The organism is Enterococcus mundtii (genome assembly GCF_002947535.1).
GTDB lineage: Bacteria > Bacillota > Bacilli > Lactobacillales > Enterococcaceae > Enterococcus_B > Enterococcus_B mundtii_B.
In genome coordinates this window covers 34,322-46,714 of record NZ_PUAP01000022.1, presented here as the reverse complement: position 1 = coordinate 46,714, position 12,393 = coordinate 34,322, and the positions used below count along the sequence as shown (strand labels likewise).

Sequence of the window (12,393 nt, the reverse complement as noted above, 5' to 3'; positions counted from 1 at the left end):
GCACATCTATGAAAGACATTAAATGGCTCGATCATCTTGACGCTGTTACAGATTTTTCATTCAGTAAAGGTGAACCGGAATGGATGACGACGCTTCGTCAAGAGGCGCTGAAAAAAGCAGATGAACTACCATTGCCCCATATCGAACGTGTGAAATTCCACCGTTGGCCATTGTTTTCAATCAATGAGTTGACTGATCAGACACCTGAATCTGGAAATGTTGCGGCATTTGATGCGATGAAAGACAATCCATTAGTCGTGCAACAAGGCACCTTGACTGTCTTTGAGCAATTATCCGCAGACCTTGCAGAACAAGGAGTGATCTTTACAGATCTATTTACTGCAATGCAAGAATACCCTGAATTAGTCCAAGAATATTACATGACGAAAGCTGTTGAAATGGACGAAGACCAATTGACTGCGCTTCATGCTGCATTCATGAATAGTGGCTTGTTCTTATACGTACCAAAAAACGTGGTCATCAAAGAACCGATCGAATCCCTGTTTATCCAAGAAGGAGCATTTTCGCAACACTTCTTTAAACACGTCTTGATCGTCGCAGATGAACACAGTGAATTCTCTTACTTGGAACGATTCCAAACAACTGGAGAAGAATTACAGAAAGTCTCTGGGAATATCATTGTTGAAGTCATCGCCAAAGCCGGTGCCAAAGTCAAATATGCAGCAGTCGACCAATTAGGCGAAAATGTCACAGCATACATGAACCGTCGTGGTCACATCTTACGGGATGCTTTTGTGGACTGGGCAATCGGAGTGATGAACGACGGGAATATCGTCGCTGATTTTGATTCAGATCTAGTCGGTGAAGGCGGACATGCGGAAGTCAAGATCGTGGCAATCAGTTCAGGAAAACAAACCCAAGGAATCGATACCCGGGTGACAAATAAAGCTCCACATACGATCGGACATATCTTGCAACATGGCGTGATCCGCGAACGTGGTACGTTGACATTCAACGGTATCGGACACATCTTGAAAAAAGCCAAAGGTGCAGATGCCCAACAAGAAAGTCGTGTCTTGATGCTTTCAGATAAAGCCAGAGGCGATGCCAATCCGATCCTATTGATCGATGAACACGAAGTTACAGCAGGACATGCCGCAAGTGTTGGACGTGTCGATCCGGAAGAAATGTATTATTTGATGAGTCGAGGTTTACGAAAAGAAGAAGCAGAACGTTTAGTCATTCGTGGCTTCTTAGGGTCTGTCTTAACTGCGATTCCAGTAGAAGCGGTGCGCAAAGAACTAGTGGCAGTTATTGAAGGGAAGTTAAATGTATGATTTCTCCAGAAAAAATCCGTCAAGATTTCCCGATCTTATTTCAGGAAGTCAATGACGAACCCCTGGTGTATTTAGACAATGCAGCGACTACGCAAAAACCCAAACAAGTGTTAGCGACTATGACGCATTATTATTCCGCAAACAATGCCAACGTCCATCGAGGCGTGCATACGTTAGCCGAACGAGCAACCCATGATTACGAAGCTTCCAGAGAAAAAGTTCGTCGTTTTTTAAATGCCCAAGAGACTGCCGAGATTATTTTCACACGTGGAACGACCACAAGTTTGAACTGGGTAGCACAAAGCTATGGCGACGCCTTTGTCAAAGCCGGTGATGAGATCGTGATCTCTTATATGGAGCATCATTCGAACATCATCCCTTGGCAACAGTTGGCAAAACGAACCGGCGCTACTTTGAAATACATCGAATTGACCGAAGAAGGATTTCTTGATCTAGAACATGCCACTTCAATCATTTCAGAAAAAACCAAGATCGTGTCGGTCGCCCATGCCTCTAATGTATTAGGTGTCATCAATCCGATCCAAGAATTGGCGACGATCGTTCATGAAAAAGGTGGTATTTTGGTGGTAGATGGTGCACAATCTGCCCCACACATCAAAATCGATGTCCAATCCCTAGATTGTGATTTCTTTGCCTTTAGCGGACATAAGATGTGCGCAACGACCGGAACAGGTGTATTATATGGAAAACGGAAATGGTTGGAACAAATGGAACCCGTTGAATTCGGTGGAGAAATGATCGACTTTGTGGGCCTACAAGACAGCACATGGAAAGAACTTCCCTGGAAATTCGAAGCAGGTACACCAAACATTGCCGGTGTGATCGCACTCGGCGCTGCCATTGATTATCTTGAATCGATTGGTCTAGCAGGCATTCATCAATATGAAGAAGAACTTGTTGGTTATGTCTTACCAAAACTCCAAGCAATCGAAGGCTTGACGATCTATGGACCAAAAGACCCGACCCAACGTACAGGTGTGATTTCCTTCAACTTAGAGAACCTACATCCCCATGATGTAGCGACTGCCCTTGATATGGAAGGCGTCGCCGTTCGTGCCGGTCATCATTGTGCCCAACCATTATTGAAGTATCTAGGGGTTGCTGCGACAGCTCGTGCCAGCTTTTACGTTTATAACACAAAAGCAGATGCCGATCGTCTCGTCCAAGCAATTCTCGCAACAAAGGAGTTTTTCCAACATGGCACTATCTAAATTAGACAATCTTTACCGTCACGTGATCTTGGACCACTCATCACATCCACATCATCGTGGCACGTTGACGGAATCAACGAATAAGATTGAAATGAACAACCCCACCTGTGGGGATGTCATTGAATTACAAGTCGAGATCAGAGACGGCAAAATCAATAATATCGCCTTTGACGGCAGTGGTTGCTCTATCAGTACAGCCAGTGCCTCAATGATGACCGATGCTGTCATCGGCAAAACAATTGCAGAAGCAGAGCAATTGACGGACGACTTTTTACTACTGGTCCAAGGAAAAGAAGTCGCAGATCTTGAACCACTAGGGGACGCTGCCATGTTAAGTGGTGTCGCAAAATTCCCCGCGCGCATCAAATGCGCAACACTAGCCTGGAAAGCACTAGGCAAGGCAATGGAAGAAGACGGTACTGCAACCGTCCATCATGAGCACAAGGAAAAGGAGTGAGCAAATGGGCGTACCAGAATTAGAAGAATATAAATTTGGCTTCCACGACGACGTGGAACCCGTTTTTAGTACAGGAGAAGGCTTGACCGAAGAAGTCGTTCGGGAAATGTCACGAATCAAAGAAGAACCAGAATGGATGTTGGAGTTCCGTTTGAAATCCCTGGAAGCATTCAACAAAATGCCCATGCAAGACTGGGGACCTGACTTATCTGACATTGATTTCAATGCCATCAAATACTACCAAAAACCAAGTGACCGACCTGCTCGCGATTGGGATGACGTACCAGAAAAAATCAAAGAAACCTTTGAACGAATCGGTATTCCAGAAGCCGAACGTGCTTATTTAGCCGGCGCTTCTGCCCAATATGAATCAGAAGTCGTATACCACAATATGAAAGATGAATTCGAAAAACTCGGCATCGTCTTTACCGACACAGATTCTGCATTGAAAGAGTATCCTGAACTATTCAAAGAATACTTTTCAAAACTCGTGCCACCAACAGATAACAAACTAGCCGCACTAAACTCAGCCGTTTGGTCTGGGGGTACATTTATCTATGTACCAAAAGGCGTCAAAGTCGATGTCCCATTACAAACCTACTTCCGAATCAATGCCGAAAACACCGGCCAATTCGAACGTACGTTGATCATCGTGGACGAAGGCGCAAGCATCCACTATGTCGAAGGCTGTACTGCACCAACCTATTCAACCAACAGCCTACACGCAGCAATCGTGGAAATCTTTACCCGCAAAGACGGCTACTGCCGCTATACAACGATCCAAAACTGGTCCGACAACGTCTATAACCTTGTAACCAAACGAGCAAAAGCCTACGAAGGCGCAACCGTTGAATGGATCGACGGCAACTTAGGAGCCAAAACAACCATGAAATACCCAAGTGTCTACTTAGACGGACGAGGCGCACGAGGCACCATGCTATCCATTGCATTTGCCGGAGCCAACCAAATCCAAGACACAGGCGCAAAAATGATCCACAATGCACCAAACACTTCAAGCTCGATCGTCTCAAAATCAATTTCAAAAGACGGCGGCGAAGTAAACTACCGAGGCCAAGTCACCTTTGGAAAAGACAGTGCCGGCTCGATCTCTCACATCGAATGCGATACCATCATCATGGACGAATGGTCCAAATCTGATACCATCCCATTCAACGAGATCCACAACAGCCAAGTCTCGTTGGAACACGAAGCAAAAGTCTCCAAAATCTCAGAAGAACAACTCTACTACCTCATGAGCCGCGGCTTGACCGAATCCGAAGCCACAGAAATGATCGTCATGGGCTTCGTCGAACCATTCACCAAAGAACTACCGATGGAATATGCGGTAGAGTTGAACCGGTTGATTAGTTATGAGATGGAAGGCAGCGTTGGTTAAGGTTAAATTACCAATGATTTAAAGCTTTTCATGGGATAGGTGATTGACATTTGCCACAAATTTGCCACAAAAATAATAAAAAAATTTAGGAGTGCTCTTTGAGTGCTCCTTTTTCGTTCATATAGTTTTGGTAGAGTTTTAAAGAATCATCTTCGATTTTTTCTGTAATGTGCATATAAATGTCAGCAGTCACACTTATAGTGCTGTGTCCAAGTCGAGTACTGACATACTTTATGTTTGCCCCGGATTCTAGTAAATGAACTGCATGGCTATGCCGCAAAGCATGAGGGGAAAGTACAGGGACATTCGCACGTTCACATGTTTTATAGAAAAAATCTCTAACAACTGAATGGCGTAAATAGTTGCCGTTTTCGTTTGAAAATACCATAGATTCATTTATTGGGCTATCGTATGATCGATACCTCAAAATACATTCATTCTTGTTTATTTTATGTTTCTTTAGCAGGTGAACAAGACGATCATCAATTTTGATCGTACGAATACTTGTTTTTGATTTAGGTGGCGTAATTATTGAATTGTTATGATCATCGTAAGATAGTGATTTGTTTACTGTTAATTTATCTCCGTCAATATCTGACCACTCTAACGCTAAAGCTTCGCCTAATCGGAGACCAGTACTCGCTAACAGGTAGAATAAGACGTAATATTGAATGGAATGAGCGTATTTACCTAATTTATAAGAGGATAAGTATTCTAACATTTGAGCAAGCTCATTTTTAGAATAGAATTTCAATTTCTGTTCTTCTTTAGCGGTGGGGAGTTTTATTTTTTTGGCAACATTTTTTTCAAGATAGTTGAGTTCATAGACTGCAGTCTCTAATGCATCGTGTAACACATTTAGATTTGATCGAATTGTGTTTCTTGTTTGTTGCTTTGTGGTATCTAGGTCATTTACCCACTTAACAATATCTGTACGGGTTATTTCCTTTAAACTCATCATTCCAAACGTAGGTAATATATGAAGTCTTATGGAACGTTCTAACCTAAGATAAGTTGATTGTTTGATATTTGGTTTTTTGTAAACTTCGAGCCAGTCCTCCAAATAATCGGCCATCAATATGTTATTAGCTCCAATCTGAACACCGTTATTATATTGTCTTTCAAGTTCATTTGCCGCAGCTTGTGCATCCCTCTTTGTTCTAAACCCGCTTTTCGAAACTTCTCTAAATTTTCCGTTATCTTTATATCGAATACGAAAACGCCACTTTCCGTTTTCTTGTTGTTTGATACTAGCCATGGTAACCAACCCCTTTCTTAGACATACTAAGACTCTAACACGGCTAACTCTCTATCTTGAAAGTCTGTTGTTTTTTTTATAACGCAATATCTCCTTCGGATATTTCTATTGATACAAAACATCATTTTTTAGTATTAAATTTAAGCAGTTATCCATGTTAATATTAAATTTTGCTTCAATCTGTAGTGAAAAACCGTATGATATGGTCAAATTTTTTCGAACATATTGAATTCTTTTTCGAGAATGTATGTTCGTTTTTTAGACAAAAAAATAATAATTAAACGGCAACTTCGTTTCTTACCATTTCTAAAATAAGATTTCTGATAGTAGATTCGCAATTGTAATCTAGTTCATAGTAGTCCATAAATGAAAAAATGTTTATTTGATATGGATCGATATGACATTCAGATAAAAAATCGTAGAGTAAATTCTCAATCATAAATCGATCAGCTTCATATTCCATTTTAGTTCTGAAATAAAATGTCTTGTAGAGCTCAATAAATTCTTTGTGATCTACAACATGCTTTATTTCATGATAAATTGTTTTTCTTCTGTCTTCTTGTGAGAGGCTGCAGTTAACGAAGATAGTATGCTCTTCTTCGATATAGCAGCCATCTGATTCCATTTCAACATAAGCAATACCTACGCCACATTCATCAAGTACCTTTTCTAATAACTGCATACACTCACCTCACTTCGAACTTTGTCTACCTTCTATATAAGCGCGAATTGCCGCTCTGTCTATCTCGGTCAGTGGTTTGCCACCAAAAGTCATAGCGTTGTCGAGCATCTTGTCTAAGTCGTCAGGCACACGCTCCTGTGTCGAATTAGGATTGTCTGTGCGTCCTAGTAAGTAATCAATTGATGTGTCGAAATAATCTGCTATTTTTTTTAACTTATCTGTTCCAGGTACTCTTTTTTTCCATTGATAAATCGTGTTTGTCGGGAGGCCTACTTTGTTTTCAAGTACTGAGACACTAATACTTCTAGACTTGCAGAGCTGCTTAATCCGTTCCACTAAAATTTCCATTATAATCACCTTTAAAGCTCAGATAGAATATCGCTAATATTTTTATTAGCTTTTAGTTGACAACTAACAAAAATATTAGTATACTTCATTCATAAGCTGGTTATTTAGCTAGAAACAAAACTAAAGAGAACCAATAAAATTCAAACTTTCGAGGTCGGCAAACTTAGAAATATTGATTTATGGCTTTTTAAAGTCTTATTTAGCTATATCTATATACTAATACATTTATTAGTTAAATGTCAACGATTAGTTTAATTTCTAGCTATATTCCTAGCTTAAATATATGAGGAATGAGGTGACGTTATGGTCATTGAAGATTTTCATGAAATGGTCCTGATTCAAATGAAACGTCAAGATAAAACCTGGAAATACCTTGGAGAATTAATCGGAACTTCACCGACATACGCCAAGCAAATTGTAGAAGGTGTTCAAAAAGGTCCTAAAGCCCAGGAATACAAACGTATAATTGCCAACGATTTACAGATTGTAATAGTAAAGGGTGTGTAATTGATGTTTCCACAACAAAAACAGTCAGTGACGGTGGATATTCAGGTTGATGACGCTTACTGGAAAGAATATGCAGACTCATACCTCAAAGAATTGTTCGAACACTATTTACGACCACAGTTTTTAACTATTGCTGACATGGAAAAAATTACTCGTCGAAAACGAGCGTGGATAATGGAGTACATTGTCGATGACCCATATGTGCGGAAAAACAAGTTAGCTAAAAAAGATACAGATGGTAAATGGATTTTTGATGCCGAGAATATTCGACCGTTTTTAAAACGATTATTTGATAATTTACCAGATTATTAGAGAATGGAGGCAACATAATGAATCAACCACAAATTTTTAATTTCGAACAAAACGAAGTTCGAACAATCTTAGTAGATGACGAACCATATTTTGTAGGTAAAGACGTTGCAGAAGTCTTAGGATATAGCAACACTCAAAAAGCAATCCTAAATCATGTGGATGAAGAAGACAAGGGGGTAACGAAATGGGACACCCTTGGAGGAAAACAAAACATGACGATCATCAACGAATCAGGGCTATACAGCTTAATACTTAAATCCAAGCTGCCAAATGCTAGAAAGTTCAAACGTTGGGTTACAAGTGAAGTCCTTCCAACAATCAGAAAAACTGGAAGCTACACAAACGTCCCTCAAAGCTTTGCCCAAGCATTGCGACTAGCAGCTGACTTAGAAGAAAAAAATCAACTCCTCGAACAACAAATTGCTGAATACGAACCAAAAATCAGCTATCTGGATACGATTCTTTCATCGACAGACACTGTTGCAACCTCTCAAATTGCAGCTGATTACGGAATGTCAGCAATTGCACTTAATAAATTACTCAACCACTTTGGTGTGCAACACAAAGTTGGTGGTCAGTGGATACTTTACCGCAAACATATGAACCAAAGCTATACGAAATCGCACACAAGCGAGATCTCAAAGGCCGATGGCAGTTTAAAAGTTGTAATGAATACTAAATGGACGCAAAAAGGCAGAATTTTCATTTACAACTTATTAATTGCTGAGGGTTATTATCCTCAAATGGATTTAGAAGAAATTATTTAGGGGGTGTTTTGAATTATCTATTCAATTATTACTATCTATGAACTTTAGAAAGAGGAGGATTTTTTATGATTAATCTAGCTTTAGTCAATTTAGATGATTTGAAGATTTTGTTATCAGAGAATTCCATTCCAAATGAAGTCTGGAATTCCAAACAAGCAGCTGATTACTTAACAGTCAGTGTTCCAACTTTGCATAAAGAAGCTGAACTTGGAAAAGTTCCTGGAGTGCGAATTGGCAAAGATTGGAAGTTTTCTTCAATTGCTTTATATCAATATGTATCTAAAAAGGAGGAATCAAAATGAAAGGCATCATAAAGAAATACGAGGAATTTTTGAAGGAAAAAGGAATACAGGAAGAAAAAAATACACCAGCAATTATGTCTGCCGTGCAACAAGCGATTCGGGAAATTTTAATCGATAGCGAAAAAATGAAAGGAAGAAAAATGATGGATAACGAAAAAGGTATTTTAATCACGATGAAAATTGGAGAGAACGAAATGAGAGGTTTTGTTTCCCAGGTTTCAGATAAAGAAGTTTCAAACGAAGAATCACTTGAATTTTACAACTCAACGTTTGAAGGTTATGAACAGCGATTAAGCCTCGTAGCAAGCCGAGTATATACCAAGTTGGAAAAGATTGTTAAAAAAGAGGAAATCCGCACTGTTGCAGAAATCCTCAAAGCTTTAGCTACAGCCCCAGATTTTTAAAAGTTGCGATAGTTTCTTTGGCAGAAACTTGCTTTATATCATCTTTGTCGTTTGACTTTTTGTTTTCAGCCGGCCACTGACTGATAAGGAAATTATACCAAAAATAATCCCGCACGGAAGGAGTGGCTAGGATGGTTGTACTACAAATAATTGTTTCCGTAGTGTTCATTTGGTCGTGTAACAAACTAAATTTTCACTTGTTTGGCTTGATAAGTATTTTGCAAAGAATCGAAACAACTAGCATAAGTGTCATGGGTGATGTAACACCATTAATTACACCATAAGCCATTGCAAAAATAGCTTGGTAAATAAAGTCAGAAAGTGATCCGTAGAATGTCTGTTTATTTAAAAATACATCTAAGAAAGAAGGATCGACATCTTGATTTATAACTTTTTCTTCGTGTTCGGAATCTTGAGTTTCATTAGATACCAACTCACTTTCATCACTTATTTCTTGATTGTCCTCGAACAGCGAAGTGGGCATAGATTTAAGATAATCTCGAATCTCATTGGATTCTTGAATGTTCTGATTGGCAATAAATTCCGACGCTAATAACAAACTTTCTTTTTCCTGTTTTGTAAAATCTTGTTTTTCTTTCAACTTAACTAATCTGGAGTCCAAATTAGTAAGTTGAATTTCGATCGGAACATCATTTTTGAGTTCAGCGGGAATAGTAATACCGCTATAAAACTTCTTTACATCTGGGATTAAGGAACGAATCTTGTCGTAATGTTCAGTTGCTAATTTCACATTTTCAGTAGCAGCATTCATTATCTCAACCTGTGGAGCAATCACTTCTTCAAATTGTCGAATTTGTTCTAAGGCAGGCTCAATAATTTTCTTTCGTTCTTTTAAGTAAGAATTAAATTGTTCAAGAGTAAATGAATCCATTAATACACCACCAGTTTTTAAATAATTATACCAAAGAAAAGAGGAATTAAAATGGAAATCACAATCAAAGCAATGTCAGAAGAAGTAAAAGAATTGCTACAGACCATTGGAAGTAGTAAGGAACAAATTGAAATCAACGAGCAAACTATCGAAAAAATTAGTTCAGCTTTAGAAGCTAACATTAGTTTAGCGACAGAATTTTGATGACGTGGATAGAATCGTCATTTTCGATAATGAATACGGATATATAGGAGGTAAGTTGATGGCATACACAGTACAACAAGAACACCAAATTCTCAATCTTATCAGGCAACATAGAAAAGAATTACAAGATGATCGTGCAGCGCTTAGAAAAGCCGATGAGCTTTCAGATAGACAAGCAGAGCTGATTGCGATGGAGCTTGAAGATTTACGAATGTTAGAAATTAAAAATAGGGAGATAAGACTATGAAAAAGACAGACACGCTTTTTATCGGAGTCATTTTAGGTTTACTCGTACTAGTAGCACACTACAGCGTAGTGGGAGGAAGTATTTTCGCAAGTCTAATGGTTTTGATAAACCTATTAGATTCGAAAGAAAGGAGAACATATGAATCGAAAAGAAGCTTTGAAGAAAGGAAAAATGATTGCTGATAGATGGTGGTATGACAATAAATCAACTATTTTAAGCAAACAGCTAATCAATAAACAAAAAGCATGGATACAAATAAAAAAGTGACTCCGCCGGCAAGCAATGAGTCACATACAAAACATATCTAAGGAGATTTTAGCATATGAAGAATGAACTTTCCAGTTTAGATCAATATTTGACTAATCACAAAACTGATTGTTCCACAGAAATTAAAGCATTTGATTGGCAAGGAGAACCTCTTTATTCGGGAGAAACAGTTTATTCAATTGATAATGAGTATGTTCGAGAAGATGATTTAAAAGCGTTTATAGAAAGTAGTGTCGGAAAGCCGGTGGAAATATGAAAGAGATGAATGAAATGTCTTTCAACGAGAAAGTGATCTCTGTTCAAAATGAGCTGAAAGCTCCTAAAAGTCAGTATAGTGAGTACGGCAATTATAACTATAGAAATTGCGAGGACATCCTAAAAGCTGTTAAACCATTAAATCAAAAAATGGGATTGTTACTGACACTTACAGATGAACCTGTTGTAATTGGGAATCGTTTCTATATTAAAGCAACCGCACTATTAACAGATGGAAAAGAAGTGCTAAGTATTACTGCATATGCGAGAGAGGCTGAATCAAGAACAAAGATGGACGATAGCCAAGTAACAGGATCTGCTTCTTCATATGCTCGAAAGTATGCTTTAAACGGTCTGTATTTAATTGACGATGCTAAAGATGCGGATGCGTTGCCGCAAGAAAATAAAGAAGCAAAAAATTTGCGTGAAGAATTTTTAAAAACTTTCGACAAATATGTCGAAGAGATAGCGAATGTCACTAATTTACCAAAAGAAGTGGTTGCTGCGAATTCACTAGGAAAGAAAGGATTCGATAGTTTAGAACAAGTAACTGATGAATTTTATTCAGATCTGATAGGCTATTTGAAGCTTTCAGCGAAAAAAGCAGCCCAAAAATTTAATGATGAGCCTAACCGACAGAAACGCACCGTCAAAAAACCATCTTGGGAGGATTTATAAATGAGCAATGAACTATCAACAGAAGTCATCTTTGATGTTAATTATCAACCAAGTGTAATTGAAATTATCAATGAAGATCAACTAGCGAATTTAATTAATGCAACTGTTAAGCGTTTTGAAAATTTGATTTTTAAAGAAGAGGATATTGCAGATGCTAAGAAAGCAAGAGCGGAACTAAATCGAATTTTTGATTTGATCGATTCGAAAAGAAAAGAAGTGAAGAAGGAATTTAGTGAACCTCTCACTACATTTGAAAATCAAATCAAAATCTACAGTGATGAGATCAAACTAGCATCTAAAGGTATTGCTGACCAAATCAAAGAATTTGAAGCTAAAACAAAGGAAGAACGAAAAACAATTGTTTTGGCATTAATCAAAAAACAAGCAAGTAAGGCTGAGATTGAACCTAATGAAATCAGCCTCCAAAGTAATTGGCTGAATGCTTCAAGTTTTACAGCCAAAAACAATTTAACGAAAAAAATTGAAGAAGAAATAATTGCTGAATGCACAGCAATAAAACAAGAAAAAGAAAACTATGAACAGCAAAAATCGTTGGTTGAAAGCTATGTAAAAGCTTATGGTCTTGAGCCAAGGGCTTGGATCTCTTTAATTGATGAAGGACTAACTGCAGCACAGATCTTTCCAAAGATAGATCAAGCTGTCAAAGAATTAAGAGAAAAAGAAGAGAAAGAAATAGAAAAGACAGAAAAACAAATCAAACAAACAGCAACGCCAGAAAGAGCTGTGGGAACACCGCAAGAAATAGACACCGATGAACCGAAGTATTCCTTTGCTCTAAATATTACAGGAACTGCTAAACAACTGTCAGTTATCAAACAAACGATTGAAAGCTTAGGTGTAGAGTACTCCGTTGAGATGAATTGATC

Annotated in this window: 19 protein-coding genes; 15 read left to right on the top strand and 4 right to left on the bottom strand. The window is 38.4% G+C overall.

Annotated features, from left to right (window positions below):
- Window positions 1–8: 8 nt before the first annotated feature.
- The 4 genes from sufD to sufB are packed head-to-tail and all read left to right on the top strand — an operon-like array spanning window position 9 to window position 4,383.
- Window positions 9–1,298: a Fe-S cluster assembly protein SufD gene (gene sufD, locus CUS89_RS07505; protein ID WP_019724375.1), complete on the top strand. Its 1,290-nt coding sequence runs from the start codon at window positions 9–11 to the stop codon at window positions 1,296–1,298.
- Window positions 1,295–2,530: a cysteine desulfurase gene (locus CUS89_RS07500; protein WP_104871657.1), complete on the top strand. Its 1,236-nt coding sequence runs from the start codon at window positions 1,295–1,297 to the stop codon at window positions 2,528–2,530. The genes sufD and CUS89_RS07500 overlap by 4 nt, the downstream gene beginning before the upstream one ends.
- Window positions 2,517–2,987 carry a Fe-S cluster assembly sulfur transfer protein SufU gene (gene sufU / locus CUS89_RS07495; protein ID WP_104871656.1) on the top strand — a complete coding sequence of 157 codons (471 nt, stop codon included), beginning with the start codon at window positions 2,517–2,519 and terminating at the stop codon, window positions 2,985–2,987. The genes CUS89_RS07500 and sufU overlap by 14 nt, the downstream gene beginning before the upstream one ends.
- 4 nt (window positions 2,988–2,991) lie before the next feature.
- A complete protein-coding gene (gene sufB, locus CUS89_RS07490; RefSeq protein ID WP_071866913.1) occupies window positions 2,992–4,383 on the top strand; it encodes a Fe-S cluster assembly protein SufB in 1,392 nt (463 codons plus the stop codon).
- A gap of 85 nt (window positions 4,384–4,468) precedes the next feature.
- Here the strand turns inward: sufB and CUS89_RS07485 are convergent, their stop codons facing one another.
- The 3 genes from CUS89_RS07485 to CUS89_RS07475 form a co-directional block, all read right to left on the bottom strand.
- Window positions 4,469–5,641 carry a site-specific integrase gene (locus CUS89_RS07485; RefSeq protein ID WP_104871655.1) on the bottom strand — a complete coding sequence of 391 codons (1,173 nt, stop codon included), beginning with the start codon at window positions 5,639–5,641 and terminating at the stop codon, window positions 4,469–4,471.
- 277 nt (window positions 5,642–5,918) lie between these two features.
- The gene (locus tag CUS89_RS07480) at window positions 5,919–6,323 is read right to left on the bottom strand and encodes an ImmA/IrrE family metallo-endopeptidase (protein ID WP_074799437.1); all 405 of its coding nucleotides are present in this window, start codon (window positions 6,321–6,323) and stop codon (window positions 5,919–5,921) included.
- Window positions 6,324–6,332: 9 nt separating this feature from the next.
- Entirely contained in the window at window positions 6,333–6,671 is a 339-nt protein-coding gene (locus tag CUS89_RS07475) for a helix-turn-helix domain-containing protein (protein WP_074799438.1), read from the bottom strand.
- A 303-nt stretch (window positions 6,672–6,974) separates the two neighbouring features.
- On the opposite strand from CUS89_RS07475, the gene CUS89_RS07470 reads away from it, so the two are divergent.
- The 5 genes from CUS89_RS07470 (at window position 6,975) to CUS89_RS07450 (ending at window position 8,963) form a co-directional block, all read left to right on the top strand.
- A complete protein-coding gene (locus tag CUS89_RS07470) occupies window positions 6,975–7,178 on the top strand; it encodes a hypothetical protein (protein ID WP_104871654.1) in 204 nt (67 codons plus the stop codon).
- Window positions 7,179–7,181: 3 nt separating this feature from the next.
- Window positions 7,182–7,490, top strand: a complete 309-nt coding sequence (locus CUS89_RS07465; protein WP_104871653.1) for a DUF771 domain-containing protein — start codon at window positions 7,182–7,184, stop codon at window positions 7,488–7,490.
- A gap of 17 nt (window positions 7,491–7,507) precedes the next feature.
- On the top strand, window positions 7,508–8,257 hold the full coding sequence (locus tag CUS89_RS07460; protein ID WP_104871652.1) for a phage antirepressor KilAC domain-containing protein: 750 nt from the start codon (window positions 7,508–7,510) through the stop codon (window positions 8,255–8,257).
- Between the two features lie 65 nt (window positions 8,258–8,322).
- Window positions 8,323–8,559 carry a helix-turn-helix domain-containing protein gene (locus CUS89_RS07455; protein WP_104871651.1) on the top strand — a complete coding sequence of 79 codons (237 nt, stop codon included), beginning with the start codon at window positions 8,323–8,325 and terminating at the stop codon, window positions 8,557–8,559.
- A complete protein-coding gene (locus CUS89_RS07450) occupies window positions 8,556–8,963 on the top strand; it encodes a hypothetical protein (RefSeq protein WP_104871650.1) in 408 nt (135 codons plus the stop codon). The genes CUS89_RS07455 and CUS89_RS07450 overlap by 4 nt, the downstream gene beginning before the upstream one ends.
- Window positions 8,964–9,156: 193 nt before the next feature.
- Here CUS89_RS07450 and CUS89_RS07445 read toward each other — a convergent pair whose 3' ends face one another.
- Window positions 9,157–9,855, bottom strand: a complete 699-nt coding sequence (locus CUS89_RS07445) for a hypothetical protein (protein ID WP_104871649.1) — start codon at window positions 9,853–9,855, stop codon at window positions 9,157–9,159.
- A gap of 51 nt (window positions 9,856–9,906) precedes the next feature.
- Here CUS89_RS07445 and CUS89_RS16085 point away from each other — a divergent pair, with 51 nt between their 5' ends.
- From CUS89_RS16085 to CUS89_RS07420, 6 genes are all read left to right on the top strand, one after another.
- Window positions 9,907–10,059 carry a hypothetical protein gene (locus CUS89_RS16085; RefSeq protein ID WP_181055334.1) on the top strand — a complete coding sequence of 51 codons (153 nt, stop codon included), beginning with the start codon at window positions 9,907–9,909 and terminating at the stop codon, window positions 10,057–10,059.
- Between the two features lie 58 nt (window positions 10,060–10,117).
- Window positions 10,118–10,306: a hypothetical protein gene (locus tag CUS89_RS07440; RefSeq protein ID WP_104871648.1), complete on the top strand. Its 189-nt coding sequence runs from the start codon at window positions 10,118–10,120 to the stop codon at window positions 10,304–10,306.
- Window positions 10,307–10,444: 138 nt separating this feature from the next.
- Window positions 10,445–10,573 carry a hypothetical protein gene (locus CUS89_RS16375; protein WP_258082402.1) on the top strand — a complete coding sequence of 43 codons (129 nt, stop codon included), beginning with the start codon at window positions 10,445–10,447 and terminating at the stop codon, window positions 10,571–10,573.
- Between the two features lie 55 nt (window positions 10,574–10,628).
- Window positions 10,629–10,829 (top strand): hypothetical protein, encoded by a 201-nt coding sequence (locus CUS89_RS07430; RefSeq protein ID WP_104871646.1) that lies wholly within the window; start codon window positions 10,629–10,631, stop codon window positions 10,827–10,829.
- The gene (locus CUS89_RS07425) at window positions 10,826–11,506 is read left to right on the top strand and encodes an ERF family protein (protein ID WP_034689479.1); all 681 of its coding nucleotides are present in this window, start codon (window positions 10,826–10,828) and stop codon (window positions 11,504–11,506) included. The genes CUS89_RS07430 and CUS89_RS07425 overlap by 4 nt, the downstream gene beginning before the upstream one ends.
- The gene (locus tag CUS89_RS07420; protein ID WP_104871645.1) at window positions 11,507–12,391 is read left to right on the top strand and encodes a DUF1351 domain-containing protein; all 885 of its coding nucleotides are present in this window, start codon (window positions 11,507–11,509) and stop codon (window positions 12,389–12,391) included. It abuts the gene before it with no gap.
- The last annotated feature ends 2 nt before the right edge of the window (window positions 12,392–12,393 follow it).